We start from the raw sequence: 3,162 nt of genomic DNA, 5'->3' as shown, positions 1-3,162 counted from the left end.
CTTCTGTTAGGTGATGCTGGTGTAATCTTCCCATTTAGATTTATAAAAATAATAAAACGAAACAATACGCAATTATAAGAAATCATAATCGAAATAATATAATATGTGTGTTAAAAATTTATTAAATATTTGTGCAAAATATTTTAAAGAATGTTTTTATTGTTAATTTGCAGCACGCTAATTAAATATACTATGATGAATTTGGCTGAGAGGCACCAGTTTATATTAAGTCGCCTGCAACGTGATCAATACATAAATGTAGTCGATTTATGTAAGGAGTTGAAAGTTTCGTCTGTAACAATAAGAAAGGACTTAAAACTACTTGAAGATAAGAGCCTATTGTTTAGGACCCACGGTGGGGCTACTGTAAACAATCCATATACGGTAGACCGTCCGGTTAATGAGAAAGAGAAAATACAATCTACAGAAAAGAACAAAATAGGTATTGCGGCTGCTGCATTGTTAAATGACAATGATTCTATCGTTATTGCATCAGGTACTACAGTGCTTTATTTTGCCAAGAATATTGCGCCAGCAACAAATTTAACCGTTGTAACTTCTGCATTAAATGTAGCCCTCGAATTAATGCGCGAACCTAGTATTGAAGTAATACAATTGGGCGGATTGCTTAGGAAAAGTTCTTCATCGGTAATGGGTGCTTATGCAGAACAGGTTTTGCAGGATTTTTATTTTAATAAACTATTTCTAGGTGTTGATGGGATTGATCTTGATTTTGGAATAACTACTACTAACGCCATGGAAGCACATTTAAACCGCAAAATGATTGGTGCATCACAAAAAACGATTGTACTTGCCGATTCTACTAAATTTGGGAAAAGAGGCTTTGGAAAGATATGTGGATTAGAAGAAATTGATCATATTATTACCGATAAAGGAATTTCTGAACAAATTGTTAAACATTTGGAGAGTTTAGGTGTTACTGTTACTATCGTATAGCGCATTCCACGCGAACGGTATAATCCAAACATTATAATTTGAACATGGAAAGAAAACGAATACACATTTTAGAGGATGATCAAGAGATCAGAAACGTTATTGAAATTCTATTAAAAGATGAGGGTTTCGAATTGCAGCTTTCATCATCATTTGCTGAGTTAAAGAAAAATATCCAGGATGCAATGCCTGATCTTTTTTTACTTGATGTAATGTTACCAGATGGAAACGGAGCAGAAATTTGTGAAGATTTAAAAACAGATATTTTTACCAAACACATCCCAATTATCGTAATGTCTGCACAGAATAATAGCGAACAGAAAGCTATTGATGCATTTGCTGATGATTATATCAGTAAACCTTTTGATATTTATGATGTTTTAGAGCGTATTAATGCGCATCTGAAACGAAGCGCTGAAAATAAAACAAAAGTTTAATTAAAAATTAAGCCTAATAAAAAAGGGAAACATTAACGTTTCCCTTTTTTTTATGGATAGCGTTTATTAGGTCTGTTTTACATCTTGCGCTTTGTTAAACATCACAAAACGTTTAGAATCGCCAACGCGTTGAGGTACTGTTGCATTTGAAACAATGGCGTAATCTTCAGTATTCTTGTTTATAAAAACGCCTGCGCCAATAATGTTGTGGCTGCCAATAACAATATCTTCTTTTACAGCAGAATTAATTCCTAAAAAAGAATTATTACCAATGGTTACATTTCCTGCCAGGATATTGCCCGATAACAGAACATTGTTTTCTATCGTAGCGTGATGACCAATCCGCGCGCCGATAAGCATACAATTATTACCAATGCTTACAAAAGGCTGTATGTCGCAGCACTGATCGATAAAAGTATTGTGTCCAAATACCAAGTCGGGCCACACGTTGGCTTTCGATGAAATATAATTTGCAAAACTATAGCCCGATTCGCCCACCCTGTGGTACACGCTTTCCCTGGCACTGTTTCTACCAATGGCAATATGCATTTTATGGGTTTCTGGGGGGAAATCTTTAATCACTTGGGTGAGRCTTAAAATGGGTAATCCTAATAGCAATGCATAAAACAGGCTTTTAAACCTTTTTAAAGCATACTGTACATATTTTGCTAATTCCTGTTTACAGCTTTCACAGTTGCGCATTTTTTTACTTTTTGCGCTGCTTTAAAGGGATATTGCTTTTATGTTAATCGTTTTATCTGATTTGATCGCCAATAACATATCGCTGTTAAGGAAAACTCAATCGTGTTAAGCAGAATGTATTTTTAAACAATTAAAAATGTGTTGTAAAACAGCTTGCACAGAAATATGCGAAGCATGGCTTGTTCACTACCTGGTTAGGAAAAAATAATAGGTTAAGCAGTAAATCTAGCCTTGGTAATCGGCAGCTTTTCTTTAAAATTTTATAAAATCATTTTATTCCCCCTATAAATTGTAGTATTAAATAGCTTTTTTAAATGTTAAAACATTTTCTGATGTTTTTTGAGTTTCACCGATTAAGATCTCACTAAAAAACAGGCTTTTTTGAGTAAAAATATAGGCCGAATATTATACAAGTTACGCGTTGTAAAATTTACAAATGATGTGCAATTTATGAGCACAGTATTTAAAATGCTGTGCATGCTGGTCATATTTTATACAATTTAAATACAACCCCAATCTGCCTATAAAACATTGACGCTTAATTGCATAGCTTAGTTCTCAATAAATCAAAACAAAAAACTAAACATTACTTAAGCTATGAAGAAAGTAATATTATTTATCGCAATATATACAAGCATTATCACCGGATGCGCTCCCAGAAGAGATCTTGTATACTTTAGTAACCTGGCCAAACAAACTAGCGAAGTTAAGCTTCAAGGTCAGGAAGTTAAAATTCAGCAAAACGACCTTTTAAGTGTAAGCATAAACAGCTTAAATCAGGAGTCGAATGTTTTATTTGCTGTTAATACCAAAAATGCAGGCGCTGAAAACAATTATAAAGTAGAAGGTTACCGGGTAAGTAAGGATGGAATGATTAACCTGCCTGTTGTAGGTAACGTTCGCCTGGAAGGTTTAACCATTGAGCAGGCACAAACTACCATATCGAAAGAATTGGATAAATATGTAAAAAAACCGGTAGTTGACGTTCAGTTGGTCAATTTTAAAGTAACAGTAATTGGAGAAGTAAACCGGCCATCAACCTTCACTGTACAGGGAGATAATATTAACC

General features: G+C 34.1%; 4 protein-coding genes. 3 read left to right on the top strand and 1 reads right to left on the bottom strand.

Features of this window, described 5'->3' with window-relative positions:
- Positions 1-192 precede the first annotated feature (192 nt).
- Positions 193-957 carry a DeoR/GlpR family DNA-binding transcription regulator gene (locus AC1DND_RS26310; protein ID WP_131029794.1) on the top strand — a complete coding sequence of 255 codons (765 nt, stop codon included), beginning with the start codon at positions 193-195 and terminating at the stop codon, positions 955-957.
- A 44-nt stretch (positions 958-1,001) separates the two neighbouring features.
- Complete coding sequence (locus tag AC1DND_RS26305) at positions 1,002-1,391, top strand: response regulator transcription factor (RefSeq protein WP_477585608.1); 390 nt, start codon at positions 1,002-1,004, stop codon at positions 1,389-1,391.
- Positions 1,392-1,457: 66 nt separating this feature from the next.
- Here AC1DND_RS26305 and AC1DND_RS26300 read toward each other — a convergent pair whose 3' ends face one another.
- On the bottom strand, positions 1,458-2,093 hold the full coding sequence (locus AC1DND_RS26300; protein ID WP_477585606.1) for a DapH/DapD/GlmU-related protein: 636 nt from the start codon (positions 2,091-2,093) through the stop codon (positions 1,458-1,460).
- Positions 2,094-2,690: 597 nt separating this feature from the next.
- Here AC1DND_RS26300 and AC1DND_RS26295 point away from each other — a divergent pair.
- Positions 2,691-3,162: polysaccharide biosynthesis/export family protein (locus AC1DND_RS26295; protein WP_477585604.1), on the top strand; the 472-nt coding region annotated here is incomplete at its 3' end.

The organism is Pedobacter sp. 01N416 (assembly GCF_056399685.1).
Note: the sequence above shows the minus strand (reverse complement) of the source record. Positions and strands in the feature narration are given on the sequence as shown.